At 68.7% G+C, this 21,273-nt stretch carries 18 protein-coding genes and 1 pseudogene; 6 read left to right on the forward strand and 13 right to left on the reverse strand.

Annotated elements, in window-relative coordinates; genetic code table 11:
- The first annotated feature begins 29 nt into the window (after positions 1 to 29).
- A pseudogene (gene sph / locus SALPAC3_RS25290) lies at positions 30 to 986 on the forward strand (sphingomyelin phosphodiesterase).
- A gap of 175 nt (positions 987 to 1,161) precedes the next feature.
- Here sph and SALPAC3_RS0104140 read toward each other — a convergent pair.
- On the reverse strand, positions 1,162 to 1,689 hold the full coding sequence (locus SALPAC3_RS0104140) for a GNAT family N-acetyltransferase (protein WP_026185217.1): 528 nt from the start codon (positions 1,687 to 1,689) through the stop codon (positions 1,162 to 1,164).
- Positions 1,690 to 1,746: 57 nt separating this feature from the next.
- Positions 1,747 to 2,871: a serine hydrolase domain-containing protein gene (locus tag SALPAC3_RS0104145; RefSeq protein ID WP_018220013.1), complete on the reverse strand. Its 1,125-nt coding sequence runs from the start codon at positions 2,869 to 2,871 to the stop codon at positions 1,747 to 1,749.
- A 465-nt stretch (positions 2,872 to 3,336) separates the two neighbouring features.
- Between SALPAC3_RS0104145 and SALPAC3_RS0104150 the strand changes: the two genes are divergently transcribed.
- Positions 3,337 to 3,906, forward strand: a complete 570-nt coding sequence (locus SALPAC3_RS0104150; protein ID WP_018220014.1) for a riboflavin biosynthesis intermediates N-glycosidase — start codon at positions 3,337 to 3,339, stop codon at positions 3,904 to 3,906.
- Between the two features lie 148 nt (positions 3,907 to 4,054).
- Here the strand turns inward: SALPAC3_RS0104150 and SALPAC3_RS0104155 are convergent, their stop codons facing one another.
- Positions 4,055 to 4,630, reverse strand: coding sequence for a hypothetical protein (locus tag SALPAC3_RS0104155; RefSeq protein WP_026185218.1), 576 nt, complete (start codon positions 4,628 to 4,630; stop codon positions 4,055 to 4,057).
- Between the two features lie 793 nt (positions 4,631 to 5,423).
- Between SALPAC3_RS0104155 and SALPAC3_RS0104160 the strand changes: the two genes are divergently transcribed.
- Both SALPAC3_RS0104160 and prfH read left to right on the forward strand, forming a co-directional pair.
- The gene (locus SALPAC3_RS0104160; protein ID WP_018220016.1) at positions 5,424 to 6,611 is read left to right on the forward strand and encodes an RNA ligase RtcB family protein; all 1,188 of its coding nucleotides are present in this window, start codon (positions 5,424 to 5,426) and stop codon (positions 6,609 to 6,611) included.
- Positions 6,608 to 7,216, forward strand: a complete 609-nt coding sequence (gene prfH / locus SALPAC3_RS0104165; protein WP_018220017.1) for a peptide chain release factor H — start codon at positions 6,608 to 6,610, stop codon at positions 7,214 to 7,216. Before SALPAC3_RS0104160 ends, prfH begins: the two co-directional genes overlap by 4 nt.
- A gap of 208 nt (positions 7,217 to 7,424) precedes the next feature.
- Here prfH and SALPAC3_RS0104170 read toward each other — a convergent pair whose 3' ends face one another.
- The 9 genes from SALPAC3_RS0104170 to SALPAC3_RS0104210 form a co-directional block, all read right to left on the reverse strand.
- Positions 7,425 to 8,069, reverse strand: a complete 645-nt coding sequence (locus SALPAC3_RS0104170; RefSeq protein ID WP_018220018.1) for a choice-of-anchor M domain-containing protein — start codon at positions 8,067 to 8,069, stop codon at positions 7,425 to 7,427.
- A complete protein-coding gene (locus tag SALPAC3_RS0104175; protein ID WP_018220019.1) occupies positions 8,066 to 8,713 on the reverse strand; it encodes a choice-of-anchor M domain-containing protein in 648 nt (215 codons plus the stop codon). The genes SALPAC3_RS0104170 and SALPAC3_RS0104175 overlap by 4 nt, the downstream gene beginning before the upstream one ends.
- A 122-nt stretch (positions 8,714 to 8,835) precedes the next feature.
- Positions 8,836 to 9,759, reverse strand: coding sequence for an anchored repeat-type ABC transporter permease subunit (locus tag SALPAC3_RS0104180; protein ID WP_018220020.1), 924 nt, complete (start codon positions 9,757 to 9,759; stop codon positions 8,836 to 8,838).
- On the reverse strand, positions 9,759 to 10,502 hold the full coding sequence (locus tag SALPAC3_RS0104185) for an anchored repeat-type ABC transporter ATP-binding subunit (RefSeq protein WP_018220021.1): 744 nt from the start codon (positions 10,500 to 10,502) through the stop codon (positions 9,759 to 9,761). The genes SALPAC3_RS0104180 and SALPAC3_RS0104185 overlap by 1 nt, the downstream gene beginning before the upstream one ends.
- The gene (locus SALPAC3_RS0104190) at positions 10,499 to 11,479 is read right to left on the reverse strand and encodes a choice-of-anchor M domain-containing protein (RefSeq protein ID WP_026185219.1); all 981 of its coding nucleotides are present in this window, start codon (positions 11,477 to 11,479) and stop codon (positions 10,499 to 10,501) included. Before SALPAC3_RS0104190 ends, SALPAC3_RS0104185 begins: the two co-directional genes overlap by 4 nt.
- Positions 11,476 to 13,074 carry an anchored repeat ABC transporter, substrate-binding protein gene (locus SALPAC3_RS0104195; RefSeq protein WP_018220023.1) on the reverse strand — a complete coding sequence of 533 codons (1,599 nt, stop codon included), beginning with the start codon at positions 13,072 to 13,074 and terminating at the stop codon, positions 11,476 to 11,478. Before SALPAC3_RS0104195 ends, SALPAC3_RS0104190 begins: the two co-directional genes overlap by 4 nt.
- Entirely contained in the window at positions 13,071 to 14,663 is a 1,593-nt protein-coding gene (locus tag SALPAC3_RS0104200) for a TIGR03773 family transporter-associated surface protein (protein ID WP_026185220.1), read from the reverse strand. The genes SALPAC3_RS0104195 and SALPAC3_RS0104200 overlap by 4 nt, the downstream gene beginning before the upstream one ends.
- Positions 14,660 to 15,799 (reverse strand): WxL protein peptidoglycan domain-containing protein, encoded by a 1,140-nt coding sequence (locus SALPAC3_RS0104205; protein ID WP_018220025.1) that lies wholly within the window; start codon positions 15,797 to 15,799, stop codon positions 14,660 to 14,662. Before SALPAC3_RS0104205 ends, SALPAC3_RS0104200 begins: the two co-directional genes overlap by 4 nt.
- A gap of 126 nt (positions 15,800 to 15,925) precedes the next feature.
- Entirely contained in the window at positions 15,926 to 17,395 is a 1,470-nt protein-coding gene (locus SALPAC3_RS0104210) for a choice-of-anchor M domain-containing protein (RefSeq protein WP_198290360.1), read from the reverse strand.
- A 316-nt stretch (positions 17,396 to 17,711) separates the two neighbouring features.
- Here SALPAC3_RS0104210 and SALPAC3_RS0104215 point away from each other — a divergent pair, with 316 nt between their 5' ends.
- Entirely contained in the window at positions 17,712 to 18,779 is a 1,068-nt protein-coding gene (locus SALPAC3_RS0104215; protein ID WP_026185222.1) for a MerR family transcriptional regulator, read from the forward strand.
- A gap of 301 nt (positions 18,780 to 19,080) precedes the next feature.
- Here SALPAC3_RS0104215 and SALPAC3_RS0104220 read toward each other — a convergent pair whose 3' ends face one another.
- On the reverse strand, positions 19,081 to 20,196 hold the full coding sequence (locus tag SALPAC3_RS0104220; protein WP_018220028.1) for a saccharopine dehydrogenase NADP-binding domain-containing protein: 1,116 nt from the start codon (positions 20,194 to 20,196) through the stop codon (positions 19,081 to 19,083).
- A gap of 100 nt (positions 20,197 to 20,296) precedes the next feature.
- Between SALPAC3_RS0104220 and SALPAC3_RS0104225 the strand changes: the two genes are divergently transcribed.
- Positions 20,297 to 21,238 carry an NAD(P)/FAD-dependent oxidoreductase gene (locus tag SALPAC3_RS0104225; protein WP_018220029.1) on the forward strand — a complete coding sequence of 314 codons (942 nt, stop codon included), beginning with the start codon at positions 20,297 to 20,299 and terminating at the stop codon, positions 21,236 to 21,238.
- Positions 21,239 to 21,273: the final 35 nt, after the last annotated feature.

A 21,273-nucleotide genomic window follows, 5' to 3' on the forward strand; every position in this document is an offset into this window, starting at 1 on the left:
GCCGGCCGGAACGGCCATCATCGATGACCATGAAGAGACCGCTGAGTCTGCTGCTCGCCGTTGTGCTCACCGCGACCGGGTTGCTCACGCCCACCGCCCCTGCCGCCGCCGCCCCGGCGCCGCTGAAGGTCCTGACCCACAACGTCATGTTCCTGCCCCAGCTACTCTTCCCGAACTGGGGGCAGGTCACCCGCGCCGACCTGATCGCCGAGGCCGACCACATCACCGGTCGGGATGTCGTCATCCTGCAGGAACTGTTCGACAACGAGGCATCCGACCGGCTCAAAGACCAGCTCGCTGCGGAGTATCCCCACCAAACCCCGGTTCTCGGCCGGTCGAGGTCCGGCTGGGACGCCACTCTGGGCTCATACTCCAGCGCGACCCCAGAGGATGGCGGAGTCACCATCCTGAGCCGGTGACCCATCCTGGAAGAGATCCAGTACGTCTACGCGGACGGCTGCGGGGCAGACTGGTTCTCCAACAAGGGCTTCGTCTACGCGCGGCTCAACGTCAACAGCGAACCCGTACATGTGGTGGGCACTCATGCGCAGGCGGCCGACACCGGCTGCGCCGACGACACCGGGGCCCGGGTACGGGCAGCCCAGTTCGACGAACTCGGCGCCTTCCTGGACGCTCGCCAAATCCCAGCGGACGAACAGGTCGTCGTCGCCGGCGACCTCAACGTTGATCGCTACACCACCGAGTACAACAGCATGCTGGCCCGGCTCGATGTCAGCGATGCCACGTTCACCGGCCATCCGTACTCGTGGGACACCCAGCGCAATGACATGGCCGCCTACAACGACGACCAGGGCAGCCGCCAGCAACTCGACTACATCCTGCAACGCAACGGCCACGTGCGGAACGGTGCCGGCGACAACGAGACCCTAGCCGTCGAGGCACCGAAGTGGTGCGTGACGAGCTGGTTCGTCCGCTACTGCTACACCGACTACGCGGATCACTATCCGGTCGCGGCCGACCTCTGACGCGGACGGCCCGGGCAGACAGCTGTCCTCCAGTGCTGGGGCTGGGCAGCGGCGCACCCGCCGCTGCCCAGCCCGGTCATACCACCGTCACCGCGGCGGCCTCGCCGTCCGCCACCCACCAACCGGCGTGTGGTACACCGTCCCTGCTTGCTCGGTCAGCGGCAGGTCCGCCAGGTCAAGGTGCTCCCCCGTTAGCTTTGATCATCGCGCACCGGAGCGAGGAGTCCATGCCCGGCAGCGCGGCTTCGTGTCGCATGGTGGCGGTCAACTCGCGGCCACGCTCCGCGTTGGGCAGCTCCCGATACCCAAGCCTCCGGTAGTAGGGGCCGTTCCAGGGCACATCGCGGAAGGTGGTCAGGGTCGTCGCCGGACGACCGTGACGCCTCCCCCATCCCTCGACGTGTGCGATGAGCCGCCGACCAAGCCCGCGCCGAGCGTGCGTGGGCGCCACCGACACCTGCTCGATGTGGGCGTTGCCATCCAGCACCGCCGCAGTGACGTAACCGACCGTCCGGTCGCCTTCCTCGACAACCCAGATCAGCCCCTGCCACTGGCGTCGCCTCAGGGCCTGTCGATCCACGGCATGATCAGCTATCTCTGACATGCCAACCGTATGGAAGAGCTGGCCAGCCTGGACCTCAAGCCGAGCCAGATCATCGAGCTCCGACTGTCTTGCCGCCCGAATCAGGGATGTCCTCCTCACCTTCTCAGCAGCAGGGCCGGCTGCCATCGGGCAGTCGGCCTCGCCCCTGCGTGCTTGTCAGAGCCCCGCAACTGCCGCATCATTGCCCGGCATCCGGGTCACGCTGGGCAGCTGCAGCACGTCCGCTGCCGAGCGGCCGCTCGTCTCGCTGGTCGGGCACATCGCCATCAGCAGAAACGACTGCCAGGCCAGGTCGATCGGATGCGCCTCGGGCAGGCCGATCTGATGGTGGCTGAGGTTGATCCCGGAGGATACCTGACGCCCGCCATCCCGGCTGTGCAACGAGAACATCTGGTGACCGATCACCAAACCGTCATGGCCGAAGAACTCACCGCACGGGGTAGGAAGCGAGTAAATACCCAGACCATAGCTACCGGCTTCGGGCACATCCGGGAACATCGGCACCCCGGCGAGCATCTCATCGAGGGTGGCCGGGCTGAGCAGATCACCGCCGAGCAGGGCCCGGAAGAACGTGTTCAGGTCCGCCGTGGTCCCAATCATCTCGCCCGCCGTCCACCCCCAGCTCATGTTGAACTCGCTGAGGTCACGAACCCCGAACGGGGCGAAGTAGGCACCGCTGTGTGGGCCGTGAATAGTCGGATCAGTGCCCGGGAACGACGTCCCGGTGAGCTTCAGCGGCCGCAGAATGCGCCGCTGCACCTCGGCCGCCGCCGGGTTACCAGTGATCGACTCAATCAGTAAGCCGGCCAGGATGTAGTTCGTGTTCGAATAGCTGAACCCAGCCCCGGGCGCGTTGGTCGGCGGCATAGCCAGGCCCATCGCAACCAGGTCCACCGGAGCGTACGTCGTGACCTGCATCTGGTCGATCGCCGCCCACGAGTCGAGCATCGCGTTGGTGTAGTTCCCGATGCCGCTGGTGTGGTTCAGCAGCATCCTGACGGTGACTTCGGCACCGCGCTCACCCGGCACAATCTCCGGCAGCAGCTCCCCGATCGGGTCGTCGAGGCCCAGCCGGCCCTCGTCAACAAGCTGCAGCACGGTGGTCGCGACGAACGTCTTGGTGATGCTGCCGATGCGGTGCCGCAGCTGTGGCTGCATCGGTCGGGGGCTGGTCAGGTACGCCTGACCGGCACTGCCGCGCCAGTCGTGCCGGCCATCGCGCACGGCTGCCAACGCACCCGGAACGCCAGCCTCGGGTACCGCGGCGAGCGCGGTGCGCAACTCACCCCGATCCAGCCCGCCGGAGGAGCTTCCCCCAGCTGTCTGAGTGGGTAGCGCGGCAGCAGATGTGGGCACCACAAAGGCGGCGGCTGCCAACGTCGCACCGGCAATTACGATCTTCAACGCCCGAGGAATGCTAGACATATCGCGATCCTAGGTGCAGTCAGGATTCGCCTCCATTCCCATGGCAGTAATCGGCAGGACATAGTGGCATCCCCCGGGTGTCCGTTTCGATCTCGTACGGCTCGATATCGCGACGCCGCCAACATGATGACTGAGGCGATCACCACCGCCCACTCATCGCCGTTGCTCTCACCCTGCCCTGGGGCATCACAGCCGGCCGCGCCGTACGCACCTGGCACCCCGTCCAGAGACTGAGTGGATGGTTCGAGACCCAGGACTCGGGGCAGCAGGGTTGCCAAACCCATTGGTGTGCCACCGTCCGCTTCTGACATCCTGCTGGATATGCCGGAGACCGCCTCGCTGCCGCTTAGCCTGCCCGAGCTGCGGGCACTCGCCAATGCGGGCAGGCGGCTCAAGTACCTGTTTTTCTGGGGACACCAACCCCAGCCAGACGACAGCATCGGAGCGGGGTGCCTCAGCCAGTGGTGGCCCGCTCCCTTCATCGTTGACGGAGTCCGATACGCCACGGCCGAGCACTACATGATGATCGGCAAGGCTCGCCTGTTCGGCGACGACAAGGTCGCCACGCAGATGCTTACCACGTCGCATCCGGGCGCAGTCAAGGCCCTGGGCCGGCGGGTCCGTGACTTCGACCAGGCCACCTGGGATACCCACTGCTTCGACCTGGTCGTCGCGGGCAACGTGGCCAAATTCAGCCAGCACCGTGACCTCGGGCAGTACCTGTCGCGCACAAGAAGCCGGGTCCTGGTGGAAGCCAGCCCGGTGGATCGGGTCTGGGGTATCGGCCTACCCGCCGCGGACCCGCGCGCGGCTGATCCCGCCCGATGGCGCGGTTCTAACCTCCTCGGATTCGCGCTGATGAGCACCCGCGCAAAGCTCGCCATCGGTTGATCCGAAGGCACTGGTAGCCACCGAAGGGGCCGGGAGGCCCGGACATGGCTGTTGGCCGGCACCCGGTTCGGGTGCCGGCCAACAGTTTCTTTCCCCCTTTGTGTGGGTCAGGTCTGTGGGGGTTTGTTTGTGGGTGGTGTGGGTGGGGTCAGCTGGTCCAGTGCTCGGCCACCAGGTCAGCGGCCTGGGTCTCCCACTGGGCGTAGTGGAACGGATACGCCGACACCTGCACCTTCTGCGCGGCCTCGGTCAACGGCATGTCCTGCCAGCCCTCGACCTGCTNNANNCCNTNNAGGAAGGCGGTGGTGGAGTAGGCGGGGTCGGTGATCTGCTCCACCGTGCCCCAACCAGACGACGGGCGCTGCTGGAACAGGCCCTGCGAGTCGTGGTCGTTACGCGCACCCAGGTGACCCAGGTTCTCCAGCTTCGACTCCTGCAGGCTGGTGCCGATCGCCACCACGGCGGCACGTTCGTCCATACCGGCCTTCTTCGTGGCCTCAATGATGGCCTTCACGTTCGCGGTCTGCTCATCACCCAGGTCGATACGCGACTGCTTGCCCTGGGTGCCGTGCGGGATCAGCGTGTCCATGTCCGGCTTCGCGACCTGAACGGCCGCAGCGGCCGGGGTGGGGGTGGTGAGGGTGGCCAGGGGGCCGGCGACGACACCGGTGGACAGGGCCAGACCAGCGATACCAAGGACGCTACGACGCAGAATCGTGTTCATCATGGGGGTTGCTCCATTCGGGGGTCGACACCCACACGCACGCCCGAAGGAAAAGGGGGGCCTTCAGGCGGCAAAAGGCGGGTGCAAGCACCGTCCGGCGCTCAACAAAACAGAGAAGAAAAGGGGGTTCGGCGACCGCGGGTCTCACAAGGGGGACACGCACGGCGCCGGGTCCAGATGTAACGACCGGCCGGCCACCGTCATTCCCGGCAACCCACACCCGGTGTCACCCGCCCACGCGGGGCACCTCCACGGCCGTACACAGGGTGTAACGCCCCGACGGCCGCCGGGATTCCGCCACCACCGTGCCCCCGACCACACCCCAAACCGGCATGAAACCGCCATTGGTGACCACAATCCCACCGGAGATGGCCCTACCAGCCCCCTGCTGTACGCCGATGGGCACCGCTGCACAGCAGGGCGAGCGACGCTGAGCGACTCCAGCATCCGCGGATCGGCGGTTTATCCGTCATCGCACCCGGTGTCCGTCGATACGGGTAACGTACGCCGCGCACCGTAGAGCATCCTAGGAAAATGGTATGCCCGCGACCTACCCCATTCAACTAGCCGTCGCGGGTCTACCCGGATGCGTCGGCCCACGCCGAGACGTTCTTGCTGCCCTACTCCGGCGGCGGGGGATCCGCCGGCGCCGGCGAGTTCCAAAAGTCGGTTGTCGGCGACAGCGCAGTCCGGGAGGCTTGGCCGCATGTCGTTGTGAGGGCAGCACCTTCGTCGCCGCCACGCCATCGCGACCGGCGGCCGTCCACCAACCCCTGGCGAGAAGTGAGCGTCCTTGTCTGTTCCACCGGCCCAGTCGGAATCCCGGCCGGCACCCGCCCCTGCCACCGTTACCGTTTTCGCCTCCCCGACCAGCTGGGTCGAGTCCGACGCCGTTGACCAGTGCCACCAGGTCGCCGCCCTGGACGGCATGGTCCACGTCGCCGGCATGCCGGACCTGCACCCCGGCAAGGGCGCCCCGATCGGCGCCGCGATGACCTCGACCGTGCTCTACCCCCACCTGGTGGGCTCGGACATCGGCTGTGGCATCGCCGTCTTCCCGATCGCGCTGAAGCGGGTCGTACCCGAGCGGCTCGCCGCCCGCTTCCCCAACCTGGACCGCCCGCTCGCCCCGGACCGAGACGCCGACGACCCGGCCTGGTCCGTGCTGGACGGTGACATCCCCGCCGGCCACCTCGACGGTCTCGGTACCGTCGGACGGGGCAACCACTTCGTTGAGCTCGCCCGCGTCGGCGAGGTCCTCGACCCGGACCACGCCGCGCGACTCCGGCTCACCGCCGGCGACACGGTCCTCGTCGTTCACAGCGGGTCCCGCGGCCTCGGCGAGCGGATTCTGCGTACGCACACCGAGCAGCACGGCGCCGGGCCCGCCGAGGACCCGGCCGCGTACCTGGCGCGACACGACGACGCCGTGCGCTGGGGCTCGCTGAACCGGCGGCTGCTGGCCGCCCGGGCCGCGATCGCGCTGGGCGCCGAGCCGACGGAGCCGATCGTGGACCAGTGCCACAACCTGGTCGAGGTACGCGACGGACACTACCTGCACCGGAAGGGCGCGGCGCCGGGCGACGGCCGGGACGTGCTCGTCGCCGGCACCCGCGGCACCCCGTCGTACCTGGTGGCCGCAGACGCGGGCACCCAGGCCAATCACTCGGTGGCGCACGGGGCGGGCCGCAAGATGTCCCGGGCGGACGCGCTACGCCGGGGCCGGGCCAAGCACACGGTCAGGGAGCTACGCCGTACCCCGCTGGGTTCGCTGGTGGTCTGCGGCGACCGGCAACTGCTCTTCGAGGAGGCGCCGACCGCGTACAAGCGGATCGAGCAGGTGGTGGGTGACCTGGTCGCCCACGGGCTCGCCACCCCGGTGACGACCACGGTCCCACTGGTCACCTACAAGACCCCGGACGTGGGGGTCACCCCGCACGGCGAGCGACGACCCGAGCGCCGGCGCCGGGGGCAGCGGTGAACCTGCACCTACTGCTGTCGGCTGGCCGGGGTCCCCAGGAGTGCGCGTGGGCGCTGGCCCGGCTGCTGCGCCGGCTGGAGGCCGACGCCGGCCGCAACAACGTGGACGTGGTACGGCTGGACAGCGTCGTCGGCGACAAACCCGGCACCTACCGGTCCGTGCTACTCCGACTCACCGGCACCGGTGTGGAGGCGTTCGCCGACGGCTGGACCGGGACGTTGTGCTGGCAGGCGCCCAGCCCATACCGCGCCGTCCAGGGCAGGAAGAACTGGTACGTCGCAGCCCGACGATGCGAGGTGGACGCCCCGGTCACCCCGTTCGCCGAGGCGGACGTGGAGGTGCTTGCCGTACGCACGGGTGGGCCGGGCGGTCAGCACCGCAACAAGGCCAGTACCGCGGTACGGGCCACACACCGCCCGACCGGCACCGTCATTGTGGTCGACACCGAACGACGGTTCAGCCTCAACCGCAGCCTCGCGCTGCGGCTGCTACGGCAACGGCTCACGGCCGACGACGAGGCGGCCGGGCGGGTGCTGGTGGCCGCCCGAAGGCGTAGCCACGACGAACTGGTCCGCGGCGATCCGGTGCGGGTCGAACGCCCCTGACCGGTATTCCCGCCACGGCGGGCCCACGCCGAGCAGTACGGGCAGACCGCTCTGAGGGCGCTGAGCCCCTTTGTCCCCGTCGGCCAGACGGGCTCACTGGGATGCAGTGGCCGGCGCGAGGCCTGGGTGGTGGTCTCGCGCCGGCCGGTTCAGCCGCTACCGACTCCCCGTTTGTGGGCGTCCGGGTTGGCTCCTTCGGGGAAGGGCATCAGGGAAGGACTTCGAAGGTCCAGGTCTTGGCACCGGAGCTGATGGTGGTGCCGTTGGCGGCAAGCACGCCGGTGACCTCGAAGGTGACGCCGTAGGTTCCGGCGGCGTCGAAGCCCCAGTTGACGTGGGCGTGGGTGTTGTGGTTGACATTCAGACTGTCGGGGAGGCCGTCGCCGCTGTCGAAGAGCACCGTTGGGGTGCCGCCGGAAACGGTATAGGCACTGAAGCCGGCCGGCCCGGTGACGTTGGTGAGCTTGAAGGTGACCCGATTGTTCTGGAAGACGCCACTGGGCACCTCGGCAGTGTTCCAGCCGGCCCACAGCAGTTCGGAGCTGCTGGCCTGCGGTAGCACCCACGCTTGGTTGTCGGTGCCGAGGAACGACCATTCACCACCGCTGGGCACGGTGACCTTGGCGGTATGGGGAACGCGCAGGATCACATCGGCGGGGTCGCGCTCCACCGACGCGTCGTCGAGCAGGTTGACGGTCAGGGCGCCCCCGGCGTAGTCGACGTCGAGGACGTCAACGTGGCCGCTGGAGATCACCACCGGCGTTGCGGCAGCGGGAGCGGCGGTACTGGCGAGCAGCGCGGCGGCGAGGGCGAGGCCGGTGAAGAATCGGCGCCGGACGGGCATGGTGATCATCCCTCCACCACGACGCGCAGGGTGGCCGCGTCACTGGTGACCTGCTGCCCGGTGGCCGCGAGGGTTCCGGTGGCGCGGAAGGTCACGCAGTAGGTGCCGGCACGGTCGAAGGCCCAGTTGGCGTGCTGGTGCTGGCCAGCGGTCAGGGCCATGGTGTCGGGCAGGGCGTCACCGCTGTCCATGAGCACGTTGGGTTGTCCGACCGCGTTCTCGGTGTAGATCGCGAGTTCCCCGGGCCCGTGGACGGACTGCATCGTGAGGGTGAGCTCATCGGCGGTGAAGATGCCATCCTCGACCTCTTCGGTGGCGATGCCCGGCCACACGAGGTCGGTGTTCTGGATCTCGGGCAGGACCCAGACCGTCGATATCCCGGGGGTGCCGAGGAATCCGAAGGCGGGGTCGTTGGGGACCGTGACCTCAGCCTGCTGCCCGACGACGATCTTGACCTCGTTGGCGGCGTACTCGACGTCGTTGTCCTCGTCGTGGACGCCGAGCTCCAGTTCGCCGGCTTCGTAGGCGATGTCAACCAGGTCGATGTGCCCGGACTTGAACGTCACCAGTGATGCCTGCGCTGGTGGCGCAGCTGCGAGCAGCGCCGTGGTGACCGCTCCGGAGGCGAGCAGCAGGCGGATGGGCTTGCGCACGTAGGAACTCCTTCCCCGCGGTCCCCCTTGGACCGTGGTTATTGGAAATGATAGTCGTTTCAGTTAACTGGAGGAAGGGGCTGTCGGGTGGGGTCGGTCACGACGATCTACCGGCGAGCCGTTTACGGTGCCGGTGCGGAGGCGGGAGTGGACAGTGATGAACGGCGGGCGACATCAGTGCGACCCGGCCCACCCACCCGCCGCCATCGTTTGGCCAACAGCCCGTGCCGAGGCGCGAGCAACCACGCCGTGAGAAAGATGGCCGTGGCAATCAGCACGATGGTGCCGCCCACCGGCGTGTCGTAGCTCCACGACAGATACAGACCAATGACCGCCGCCAGACCGCCGATCACCGGAGAGAGCAGCATCATCGCGCCCAGTCGGTCGGTGAGTAGCCGAGCCGCCGCCGCAGGGGTGATCAGCAGGGCGAGGACGAGGATGTTGCCGATCGTCTGCAGAGAGATCACCACGGCGAGGGTGACCAGAACGTAGAGCACGATGTCGAGCCAGAAGACCGGAAGCCCCATCGAGCGCGACATCTCCCGGTCAAGACAGACCGCGACGAATTCCTTGTGAAGGGCGAGCACCAGGCCGAGGATGACCAGGCCGGCACCACCGACGACGTAGAGGTCCCGGTCGGGAATGCCGGTGATCGAGCCGAACAGGAACTGCTGCAGGGAACCGGCGTAGCCCGGGGCCTGTGAAATGATCACAATGCCGAGGGCGAACGCACCAACCAGGAAGACACCGATGATCGAGTCCTCCTTGACGCGTCGATTCTGCGCAAAGATCGCGATCAGCAGGGCGGTGGCGACCCCGGCGACGGCACCGCCCAAGACCAGACTGCCCTGCAGAACGAAGGCGACCGCGATCCCCGGGAAGACCGCGTGGGCCACAGCGTCACCGATGAAGGCCATGCCCCGCAGGACGACGTAGCAGCCCACGACGCCGCAGACAATGCTCGACATGACCGCGATCGCCAGCGCCTTCGGCAGGAACGCGAGGTTGGGGTTGAACAGGTCGGTGAGGAAATCGGTGATCGACATCAGATCGCCTTCACGAGCTTCAGTAGCGGGGAGGTGTCACTCACGCCGAACGTTGTCGTCCACAACGTGGCGTCCTGTAGGTCTGTCGGGTGTCCGTCGGCGATGATCCGTCCATTGAGCAAGACCAGGCGGCTGCAGGTGTCCACCGCGGCTACGAGGTCGTGGGTGGTCATCAGTACCGCGTGCTCCTCATCGGCCAACCTCGTGAACAACTCACCCAGTAGTTCTTGGGTGGGCATGTCCAGCCCGGTAAACGGCTCGTCGAGCAGGAGGATCCGTGGCGCGAGCGCGAGCGCGCGAGCGACCAGAACGCGTTGGCGTTGGCCACCCGACAACTCACCAACCGGTCGACGACGCAGCTCAACGAGCTGTACCCGGTCCAGGGCCTCATTGACCGCCTGCCAGTCGCTGACGCCAGGGCGGCGGAACAGGCCCAGGCGGCCGGTCCGGCCACTCATCACGGCCTGCTCGACCGAGATGGGAAAATCCCAGGTGAACTCGTGACGTTGGGGGACATAGCCGATCTCGCAGCGGCCGGGACGTGACGGCCTGCCCCCGACCAGCACCCGGCCGGCACGAATACCGGTCAACCCCAGGATCGCCCGGAGCAGGGTGGTCTTACCGGCACCGTTGGGGCCAAGGAGCCCGACCAACTCCCCTCGGTCCAGGCAGAGGTGGATGTCCCGCAGCACCGGTCGGCCACCGAGGTCCACCTCCAGCTGGTCAACCTTGAGCTCGCTCAACGGTCACCTCCGGGCAGCGGGGTCCCGCCTGCTCGCTCGGCCTGCCGCTTGGCACTGCGTCCCCGCAGCAGCAGAAGCACCAGTCCGGTGGCGAGCAGGACCGCCAGCGCCACCAGCACCGCGAGGAGTAGAGTCCCGGGCTCATCAGTCGCCTTGCCAGCCCCGGCGCGGTCGCTGACCGGCGACGCCTGCTCCACCGACCCGGGGATATCCGCGGTGGCGGCGTACGCCTCGTTGACGCTGGTGGCGTCGCCCACCGCGAAGCGCAACGCGCGGGTCGCCGACACTGTCTCACCGCTGATCAGATCGGCGGAGATCTGCACGGCGATCAGGTAGACACCCGGTTCGGTGAAGACCCAGTTGGCGTGGGTGTGGGTATTGACCTCGGCCCAGAACGGCTGTGCCTTCGGCTCGACCGAGCGCCACAGCGGCTCGGGTGCGGAGAAGTTCCCCGACTGCAGGAAGGTCGTGACGGCCCCCGGGCCGGTCACACCGAGCAAGGAGAGGGTGACACCACGGTCGATACTCTGCATCACTCGGGGATCCTGGGTGTTCCAGCCGAGCCAGACGACATCGGGGTTCTGGACCTGCGGCACCACATACACCTGTTTGCCGGCGTCAACGTCGAGGAACGCGTACGCCGGATCGTCCGGAACGGTCTGCAGCGCCGCGTCAGACACCCGCAACACCGTCTCGTCGGGGTCACGCCACACCGGCTGCGCCTGTGTACCGTCGTGAATCATCAGTGTCCACTGGTCATCGACGTAACGGGGGCCGAGGTCGACGTGCCCGGCGCCGAGTTCCGCCCGGCCGGTGGTGATCGGCTGGTCGGCGGCGATCGACTGGCCGAGCCCTGGGGAGGGCTCCTCGGCAGCCGCGGCAGTCGGCACCGTCGTCAGCGCGATCAGCACCACGAGCGCCCAGCCTGGGAGCAGTCCGAGTATGTGGGTGCGGCGTCGCGCCCATCCTGAGCTCACTGGGGTCTCCCCTGCTTGGTGGTGGTCAGACAGTCGCGCAGCGAGTCGGCGTTGAACCGCATCATCTGCACGTAGTTGGTGATGTCGCGGTCGAAGGTGTCGCCGTAGATCGCACATACCCGGAGCCCTTCCTCGCGAGCCACCTCGTTGAGGGTGGTAGATCGGGCTGCCAGGTTCGGCTCCAGGAACACCGCGGGGATCTTCAGGTTGCGGATCGTCTCGGTTAGCCGGCGACGGTCGGCCAGACTCGGTTCGGTGGCCGGATTCGGGGTAACAAACCCGGAGATGTTCACCCCGTACGCCTGACCCAGGTAGCCAAACGCGTCATGGGTCGTGATCAGGTGCCGTCGCGACGGCTCGATCCCGGCGATCGTGTTCCGCACGTAGGTGTCGAGTTGCTCCAACCGGTGGATGTAGGCCGAGGCGTTCGACCGGTAGACCGGCGTACCTCGGGGATCTACCTCGATGAGGGTGTCGCGGATGAGTTCGGTGTAGGAAATGGCGTTGCGCACGTTCTGCCACAGGTGTGGGTCGATCTCCCCGTGCACGTGTTTGCCGAGGACCGCCTGCGGAAGCTGGTACACCTGGCTTCCGGGTCGGCCGAGGAACCGGAGCCGACGATCACCGGGCACCTCCAGCAGCGCCTTGCTCGGCACCTCGATGACCGTGCGGGCCGGGTCGTAGACCAGCTGGTTCGCCTCCCCGCCGCCCTCCGGGTCGGCGAACAGGTAGAGCCGCCGCTGATCGAGGTCGACGGTGATATCAGCATGACCAGCGCTGAGGACGGTGGCCCCGGGCATGCCCGGCACCGAGTACGGATCCACCCCGACAGCGAACGTGAACACCTGTTCGCCCATCGGAACCGTCGGTGCCTGCGGGTCGACGGACAGGCTCGCCCGCATCCTCAGCCGGTAGACGCCGGGCTTGGTGAACGCCCAGCTCATATGCGTGTGCGCGTCGGGTGGGAGCGTTGCGGTGTCGTCCCGGAAGCCATTGGCCGGATCGAACCCGTCGGTCGAGTCAACATAGACCGACGGGTTGCCGAACGACTCGGTGAGGTAGGCGGCCAGACCACCCGGACCGTCGGCCGAGGTTGCGCTGAGCAACACGTCCGAGGCGCGGTTCGCGCCATGTTCCGCGCCGGTGCCGCGGACCCGCATGCCCAACCAGATGGTGTCCAGTGACACCTCCTCGACCAGCGGGATTATCTCCGCGGCGTACTTCACCGCTCCCTCCGCCAGCGAGATGTTCGGCACCCCCGCGCGCAGGTTGGCATCCAGCGCCTTGATGATGGCCTGCTCTTCGAGCAGCAGATAGTTGCTGAACGCGACATCGGCATAGACCACGTCCCGGATGTCGCGCAGCGATGGCTCGTAGCTGTGCGGATCGGCACCGTCGCGCACCAGCGAGCTGACCGCTACCCGGTCGCCCCCGACGTTGCCCACCAGGTCCCGCAGGATTCCGGTTGTCGTGATGACCTGCACGCGCTCGTCGTTCGCGCTCAACGCCACCTCGGACCGGCAACCGGCGACGAGCCCCACGATCAGCAGCGGCAGGGTCACCCGCCGCAGCCAGAACCGGACCGCCGGGGTCACGAGTTCTCCCTCGCGAGGCTGGCCCGGCGCCGGGCGAGCAGCACCAGCAAGGCCCCGGCGACGACAAGGAGCACGCCGACCGCGCTGGCCAACCGCACCCAACCCGCACCCGTACGCGGTAGCGGGCCGTCCTGGTCCGGTCCATCGCCCCCGGAGCCGCTGCCCGATCCGAAGCCGCCGGTCGGGTCGGTGCTGTCTCCGACGGCGATGGTCAACGTCTTCGTGTCGGTGACCGCCTCGCCGGCGGTGGTGGTGCCGCTCATCTGCACCGCGAGGCGGTACAGGCCGGGCTTGCTGAACGCCCAGTTGCCGTGCGCGTGCGTGTTCAGTGGAACCGCCAGCTGTTGCGGGAGTGACTTGGCGGAGTCGAACAGCACCTCGGCCTCGCCGAACGAGCCGGTCAGGAAGAGAGCGAACCGCCCCGGCCCGTCAACGCCCTGCAACGTCCAGGTGACGTTGCCCTTGACACCGGAGACGACGGACTGGTGTTGGGTGTTCCAGCCCGGCCAGACGATGCCGGGCTGCTGGGACTGTGGCAGCAGCCAGACCGGATCGCCCTGGGCGCCGAGGAAGTCCGCACCGGCCGGCACGTTGATCTTCGCATTGTCTTTGATCCACAAAACCACGTCAGCGGTTTCTCGCCACACGGCCGGGCTGGTGCGATCGTCCTTGATCCGGATCGTCCAGTTGTCTCCGGACAGCTGCGGTCCCATGTCGACATGACCGTCGGCAACAACCACCCGGGCCTCCGTCGCCGCGGCGGCCGTCGCCGGCGCGGCGAGCGGTTTCGTCGGCGCGGCGAGCGGTTTTGCCGGCGCGGCGAGTGGCTTCGCCGCCACGTTCGGCCTCGGCTCGGCGGCGGTCGGCGGTACAGCCGCCAGGCCGGCGGCCGGCGTCGGCATCGGCATCGCAGCCGGCGGCAGTACCTGCCCGGCCGGGATGATCGCGGGTACGCGAACCCGGTACGCCGCCTCCGCGCTGACCATCTGGCCGGAAGGCAGGTCCGCCGAGGCGCTCAGGGTGAGCCGATAGTCGCCAGCAGCGTCGAAGGCCCACACCACACCGCCGGTACGGGTTGCCGCCGGTAGTCGCAGCGACCGCCGTGCGTTCGGTCCACTGCCGAACAGCGCGGTCGCCTGCTCGATGCCGGACAGCTGGTAGGCGGTGAACGTGCCCGGCCCCTCGACCGAACGCAGACTCAGCGTCACGGTGTCGTCGGTGACGAGGCCCAAAGGCACGCCGGTGGTGTCCAGGGCGGGGAAGCCGGTGTCACCGGTGGACAGCGACCACACCGGCTGACCCTCCGCTCCCAGGAAAGCCAGGGCCGGCCCGGCCGGCACCTGCCCCGCCAAGCCTCCGTCGGGACCGAGCACCACCTCGGCCGGGTCGTACCCCGGCGCATCTCGGGCCACCTGGCCGGCATCTCGGACCCGCAGCGACAACGTGTCATCGTCGAGCCCCACCGAGACCAGGTCGGCTGCGGTCGCCCCAATCGCGGGCGGCTCGGCACCGGCCGGCGCGGCCCCCGTGGCCAGGGCCACAGCGAGGGCAAGGCCGGCGGCACCGGCACACCTGCTTCTGATCGTCACTGCTCGCTCCCCCGACGACGTGATGGTGTGGTGTCGTGCCGTCTCGGGACGGCACGGTTGGTGGCAGCGCCCTGCGGCGTGGTCGAGGGCACCGGTGTGGCGGCCCGGCTTACCTCCATGCGGCCCTGCTCGCGGGCGACGGCCATCGCCCGCGCGATCGCTCGAAGTCGCCGGCGGCGGGCAACGATGAGCAGCCACACCGCGAGCCCGATCGGGATCAGGAGGGCCAGCTGTAGCCAGGGCACCGCCCAGACGGTGGCCCGCGTCGTATCGCCCCGCGGTGGTGGGTCAAGGATCTGGTCGCCGACGGCGGCGGGGGTGACAGTGAGCCTCGTGGTCAGCCGGAAGAGCGGCAGGACACCCGTCATAGGTAGGCTGGTGGTCACTTCACCGCCCGGCAGAATCTCCGATATATCCACCGCTTCCACGGAACGCCGGCCGAGGCCGAGCGGGCCGGCCACCTCGAGCGTGGGTCGGCCAGCGAGCCGGACGTTGCCGGTGTTGCGGACCGTGAAGGTCGCGGTGAGCTCGCCACCGACCAGGGGGTTGTGCGATCCGGTATGCCGCACCCGAAAGTTCTCGACAGCCAGCGCAGGTCGCAGCTCACCGGTGACTCGCAGGTAGATCCGAGCACCGACGCGGTGGTCAACGGCGACCTGGTTGCCCTGAGCGTCGGCCGCCGTGGTGGCGAGTGCCGCGACAACCCCGCCGGCGTGGTCGCCCGGCGTGGCGTTGTCCGGCACCGTGAGGGTAAACGGAACGTTCAGGCGCGACGTTGACGGGATCGTCACACTTCGTTCGGTGAAACGGACCCAGGAGCCCACATCGGTGGGTTGCTGACCGTCGGCCAGCAGGTCAAAACCGCCGTGCGCGGTGGTGAAGGCATCGCTCGCGTAGAGGCTCAGGGTAAGCGGATGCGTCGAGTGGTTGGTGACCGCGACGTAGTCGGTCAACGTCGCGCCGGGGTCGAGTTTGTAGGTGAACGCCGGACGGCCGTTCGGTCCGTCCGGACTCGAAGGCGCCACCCCCCAGGTCACGGCGGATGGAGCCGGGGATGCACCGGGTGGCGGCGTGGGCGGGGCCGGGGCAGCCCCGAGCAGGGCGAGGCCGGTGGCGATGGCAGCAAGCAGGCGCATGGGGGCGGCAGGTTCCGTTTCGTGGGACAGGGATTGCGGCGGGATGGACGGGGCGCGGCAACGCCCCACCCACCCCGCAGCCGTCCGGGGCGAGGTTCAGTGCCGGGCCGCGGACCGTCGACCCGGTTAGATCGCAGTGAGAGTCAGGGTCGCGGTGTAGGTTCCCGCGGCCGTCTCGGTGGGCAGGCTGAGCCGCAGCCCGGCACCCAGTTGGGCAGTGCCGCGGCCGGCGTCATTCGGCGCCGAACCCAGCACCGCGCTGCTACCGAGGCCGCCGCCGCTGCCGACGACGTACGGTGCCACCTCGGGGCCGGCGACGACCCCCTGCCCGGCGCCCTGAGCCAGAACCCGGGGGCTCCAGCCGAGGTAGCCGGCACTGAAGGTGGAGCCGTCGGGCCCGGCGAAGTCATCCGGGATCTGCCCGGATGCGCTCCAGCCGGGCTGACCGGCGCGGGTGTCGGTCACCGTGACCGGCCGGAGCTCACCGCTGCTCTCCCACCGGTCACCGGCGCTGTTGAGCTGGGCGGGTGGCAGCACCACCGCACGGTCGTCCGGGTCAACGCTGATGACCAGGGAGCCCTGGGTCTCATCGATCGACGCGGTGATCGTCTGCGAGTTCCCCGGCTCCACGGGCGAGAACGCCACCCAGAGAATCACCGCCTCGCTGACGGCGGAAACCACGTCATCGTCATCGTAGAGCTTGGCCACGTACTCGCAGGCGTTCAGCTCCCGGATCGCGGTGAACGAGTAGCTGGCGCCCGCCTCGCCCGGGATAGCCGTCCATTCCGTCGCACCCGGACACCTGCTGAACCAGTGGTAGGAGTCCAGCTCGGTCTGCGGCGTCTGCACCGCGGTGAGCGTGACGGTGTCGTTGGGCTGATACTCATCGGCCATGCCGCTGACCGACAGGCTGATCTCCGAACCGTCACCGGGCGACGTACCGACGAGGAACGAGTAGTCGACCGGTCCGGTGCTGATCGTGGTGCCGTTGGTCAGCTTCGCCTCGACCTGGAAGGTCAGCGTGTAGTCGCCCAACGCGCTGAACGCCCAGTTGGAGTGCGCGTGGGTGGACACCGGCACGTCGATTACGTCCGGGAGCCCGTCGTCCCCGCGGAACTTGATGATCGGACCACCGAACGAGTCCTGGGTGAAGAGCGTGACGTTACCCGGCCCCTGCACCTCGACCAGGCTCAGTCGCACCGCGTCGCTCTCGAACACATCGGACTGAAGCGTCGTGGTGTTCCAACCCGGCCAGAGCAATTCCGGGTCCTGGGTCATCGGCAGCAGCCAGATCTGACTACCCGCCGGGCCGAGGAAGGCGAACCGGGGATCATCCGGAACGGCCATCGCCGCCTCCGGCAGGACCTGGAACGTGACATCCGCCGGATCCCGGACCACGGCTGGGCTGACCGTGTCGTCGTTGACCTTCAACGACAGCCTGCCGTCGCTGTAGCGCACGTCGATCGCGTCAGCGTGCCCCTTGGACAGCACCACCTTCTCCGCCGCCGACGCAGCGACCGGCGCCGCCACCAGGCCAACGACCACCGCCCCGGCTAGTAGGGCCGCGAAGCCGCGAGCCCGCACCGTCGCATTCATACCTCCCCTTTCACACCGCGTGCCCACGCGGTGATACGTGGTGATGTCACCGTCGGTCTGCCGGGCCAGCAGATCTTCGGCTCGCACGCCACGAAGCGCGTCGACAACGGTAACGACAACGGTTTTCATTATTGCATTGGTGGTCAACCGGCTCCATGCGGGGATGGCGGCGATCCCACACCGCATCCACACCCGCCCCGCCACCGGCCCGGCACCCGCCACCGGGCAGGCCCCTCGCCCCCTTGACCTTGCCCCTTGGGGAAGCAGCACCGTGGTCCGGGCCGGCCACCCCGGCCGGCGCGAGGAGGATGACACCGTGGAGCTGCTGACGATCGGCGCGTTCGCCCGGGCGGCGCGGCTGACCCCGAAGGCGTTGCGCCTCTACGACGAGGTGGGGCTGCTGCCACCCGCGGCGGTCGATCCCGAGTCCGGTTACCGGTTCTACGACCCGGAGCAGTTGGCGCACGCTCGATTGATCGCCCAGTTACGCCGCATCGGCATGCCGCTGGCCGACATCCGTACCGTGTGCGACCTGGAGCCGGACGCGGCGGCCCGAGCGGTCACCGACTACTGGCAGCAGGTCGCCGCCGACACCGCGACCCGCGCACACCACGTCGCCCGCCTCGTCGCACACCTGTCCCAGGAGGGCGTCACCATGTCCGCAACCAACCCCACCCCGACCATCCGCTACGCCGTCCGCTGCGACCAGGGCATCGGGCGCGACAGCAACGAGGACGTCGCCTACGCCAGTGACTGGCTGCTGGCCGTCGCCGACGGCACCCGGGGCGCCGGCGCCACCGCCAGTAGCGCGGCCGTCAGCGCGCTCAAGACGCTCGAACTGACCGACCGGACCGCCGTGGACCTGCTCGCCATGCTGGCCGCAACCATCAACGACGTCGATCGCGCGGTGCACGCCACCAGCACCGACGACAACCAGCCGGCCACCACCCTGACCGCGCTGCTGCGTCGCGGCACGCAACTAGCCTTGGTCCACATCGGCGACACCCGTGCCTACCTGCTACGCGGCGGTGAACTCGCGCAGCTCACCCAGGACCACACCTGGGTGCAGAGCCAGGTCGAGTACGGCAGGCTCAGCCCGCAGGAGGCTGCCGCCCACCCGCAGCGCGCCCTGCTCACCCGCGCGCTCGGTGGTGGCAGCCAGCCCGTCGAAGCCGACCTGGCGCTGCGCACCGCCGTGGCCGGTGACCGCTACCTGCTCTGCTCCGACGGCCTGTCCGCCGTCGTGAACCGAAGCGACCTGCACACCGCCCTCGCCGAATCCGGTGCACCCGATCCGACCGCACAACGGCTGATCGACCTGGCCTACGCGGCCGGCGCGCCGGACAACATCGCCTGCGTCGTCGCCGACGTCGTCGCCGCGTAGGACCTCGGCGCCGCGTAACGGCGTCGTCACCACCACGCCGTTACGCGGCGCACGGTGCCCCGACCAGGGCACCGGCTCTCCTGCAGACCACCTCGTGATCCGACTTCACCGCCGCGATCGAGTACCGCGTCGATCGCGAGAGATCGCCCGGCGGGTCCGGCAAGCCGAAGAACGCCGGCTACACGGGTACAGCCAATAGGTGGACCCCGCTGGTCATCCCGGGCCGATGGCACCTCTAAAGGCCACATGTTCGAACGCCGTCGGTCACACATCCCACGTGGGCGGGGTGTCGTGCGGATTGTCAGTGTGACAGAGCCGGCACGTCTGGTCCATCAAGGCTGATCTCTGCCACGGGGTCCACGGTGAGCGCCCGGAAGATCGCGGTGGGCCTGAGCACGTCGGCCGCGAAGTGCACTCCCCCGGGCGTCTCGTCCCCGAGCACCGCGGTAGCCGCCGCGGCAGCCATGAATCCGCTTAGTTCATAGGAGTCCACGCAGGCCAGCGAAAGGATGTGCGGAGTCGCCTCGGCGTCGCTGCCGGCCCAGAGGTGGAACTCCTGGCCGTACCACGTGCCGTACCGACGTACATCCTCGGCCGCCGCGTTGACGAGGTCTGATGTGGCCGTGTCACCAAGGGCCCAGGCCAGTGCCAGCTGCTCGGGTAGCCGGCCGCCACCGAAAGCGGTGTACCAGTTGACCTCGCCGACCTGGAGCGCGCGAGCGAGTCGAACGGCCTCGGTGGCCAGAAAGGGGAAGGCGTCCACTGGTTGGGGGAACGCGGCGAGTGACAGGCCGCGGCGGGGCTCGAGGCTGCGTTCCCGGACGACGCCGCCTCGCCAGCCCGCCCCGGGTGTGCCGTGCTCCGGTCCGCGACTGAGCAGGACGTCTCCGGCCGCTGCCGGGGACAGCGGTGCCACTCCGCCAAGGTAGGCGTCGAGCCGGCTGACCCGTCCGACGGTGGTGGCCAGGTGACGCGGCAGGAGCCCGGACAGCCCGGGGAGAGCCCCGGCCGACAACAGGGCGACCCTCCCGGCGGCCAGCCACTCGCGCGCGCCGCCGTCGGTGATCAGACGCAGGAAGGTCGGATCATCGCCGGCGGCGTCGACGTAGTCGGCGCCGTTGCGCAGCGCCGCTCGGGCGACCGTGTCGAGAACCTGGTACGACGGACCGGCGCAGTTGACGAGAAGGCCACACCGAGCTGCGAATCGGTCGAGCGCGGCCGGATCAGCGAGGTCGACCGCCACCGGCTCGGCGAGGGCGCCGCTCGCGTCCAACGAGCGAACGAGCTTCTCAGCCCGGCCGAGGTCGCGACCGGCGACAAGTAGCGGCGCGGCCGCGCTCTGATGCAGGCGGCGCACGACCGCGCTACCAACGGCTCCGTAGCCGCCGAGAACACCGATCGTCGTGATGCGGCTCATCGTGGGGACCTTTCCCTGGGCACTAGCTACCGAACTAGATGATAACTATTGTCATTTTCGTTTAAACGCGAGTGTCGGCGCTGCCGGCGAGGAGGATTCCGTGTACGACGTGATCGTGGTGGGCGGGGGGCCGGCCGGTCTCAACGCCGCCCTGGTGTCGGGCCGACAACGCCGACGAGTGCTGGTTGTGGACAGTGATCGCCCGCGTAACGCACCGGCGTCCGAGATGCACATGTTCCTCAGCCGGGACGGCTTCTCCCCGGCCGAACTGCGCAAGGTGGGCCGGGACGAACTCTCGGCATACCCGAGCGTGGAGCTGCGAATGGGTCAGGTCGACAGCATCACGCCTGCCAGAGACGGGTTTACCGTGGGACTGGCGGGCGGCGAGACCCACCGAGCTCGCAAGCTGGTCCTGGCGACGGGGCAGGTCGATCTCACCGACGCCGTCGACGGACTTGCCGCCCGCTTCGGGCGCGGCGTCTTCCACTGTCCCTTCTGCCACGGCTACGAGACCCGTGGCATGACCCTCGCGGTGCTCGGGCACGAACTACCGCAGGTCATGCAGGCGCTGTACGTCGCCGACCGGTTCAGTGACGATGTCATTGTCTGCACGAACGGGCATCCCGTACCGGAACCGGCCGTGAGCCGGCTGGCCGCCGCCGGCATCCCCGTCCGTGCGGAGACCGTCGCCCGGATCGAGGGGGAGGAAGGTGACATGCGGCTCGTGTTCACCGACGGCACGGTGCTCGAGCGGCAGGCCGTCTACCATCGGGCACCCACCCGCCAGCACTCCGCTTTGGCGGAACAACTCGGGTGTGAACTGCTGCCGGACGGTTGCGTACGCGTCGACGAGTTCCAACGGACCTCCGTACCGGGGGTGTACGCCGCCGGGGACACCGCCCGTCTGGCCGCTTTGCCGGACGCGCTGACGTTCGTCATCACCGGCGCGGCCGACGGCGCGCGCGCCGCGGTCTGGCTGGACCAGGAACTGTTCCGGGAGGATGCCGGACTGATCGGCGCAACGGCGGCAGAACAGCCATAGCCCTGGAACGGCGTGCTATCCGAACGGCCGTGGCG

It is taken from the genome of Salinispora pacifica DSM 45544 (genome assembly GCF_000378845.1).
Classification (GTDB): domain Bacteria; phylum Actinomycetota; class Actinomycetes; order Mycobacteriales; family Micromonosporaceae; genus Micromonospora; species Micromonospora pacifica.